At 73.4% G+C, this 1,004-nt stretch carries 1 protein-coding gene; it reads left to right on the forward strand.

Annotated features, from left to right (window positions below; all coding sequences use genetic code 11):
• A partial coding sequence (locus AB0A94_RS38705) for a beta-ketoacyl reductase (RefSeq protein ID WP_361751741.1) occupies window positions 1–1,004 on the forward strand: 1,004 nt, incomplete at both ends.

Raw genomic sequence — 1,004 nt, forward strand, 5'->3', positions numbered from 1 at the left:
GGCGGTACCGGTGGTCTGGGTGCGGTGGTCGCCCGTTACCTGGTGGCCGAGCGTGGGGTGCGGGACCTGGTCCTGACGTCCCGGCGCGGCCCCGACGCTCCCGGCGCCACCGAACTCGCCGACGAACTCACCGCGCTCGGCGCGCGGGTCGAGGTTCTCGCCTGTGACGTGTCCGACCGGGACACCGTCACCCGGCTCGTCGGCTCCCTGGCCTCGGAGCGTGGTCTGCTGGCGGTCGTTCATGCCGCCGGTGTGGGTGACAACGGGTTGGTGGGTGCGTTGTCGCCGGAGCGGGTGGACGGTGTGCTGGCTCCGAAGGCGGATGCGGCGTGGTGGCTGCACGAGGCCACTCGTGGGCTGGATCTGGCCGCGTTCGTGTTGTTCTCGTCGGCCGGTGGTCTGGTGCTGACGGCCGGTCAGGGCAATTACGCGGCGGCGAATGTGTTCCTGGACGCGTTGGCGGCGCGTCGGCGGGCGGAGGGTCTGCCGGCGACGTCGATGGCGTACGGGTTCTGGGACGTGGGCGCGGGGCTCGGCCAGTACCTGGGTGAGGTGGATCGTCGGCGGATGGCGTCGCAGGGTCTGCCGGTGCTCTCCCGCGACGCCGGGCTGGAGCTGTTCGCGGCCGGACTGGACCGTGGTGAGGCCACGGTCGTTCCGCTGCGGGTCGACACCGCCGCCCTGCGCACCCGCACCGACGAGGTCCCCGCCCTCCTCCGCGCCCTCACCCCGGCGACCCGTCGGCAGGCGGCCCTCGCCGCGAACACCGTCACCCCGGCCGGCGGTCTCGCCGACCGGCTGGCCGGGCTGACCTCCGGTGAGCGGCACCGCACCGTCCTGCGACTGGTGCGCTCGCAGGTGGCGGCGGTGCTGGGACACGGTTCGGCCGAGGCGATCGGACCCGACCGTGCCTTCCAGGAACTGGGCTTCGACTCGCTCGCCGCGACCGAACTGCGCAACCAGCTCAACCACCTCACCGGCCTCAGGCTCCCCGCCACCCTGGT

It is taken from the genome of Streptomyces sp. NPDC044984, from assembly GCF_040646935.1.
Taxonomy (GTDB): Bacteria; Actinomycetota; Actinomycetes; order Streptomycetales; family Streptomycetaceae; genus Streptomyces.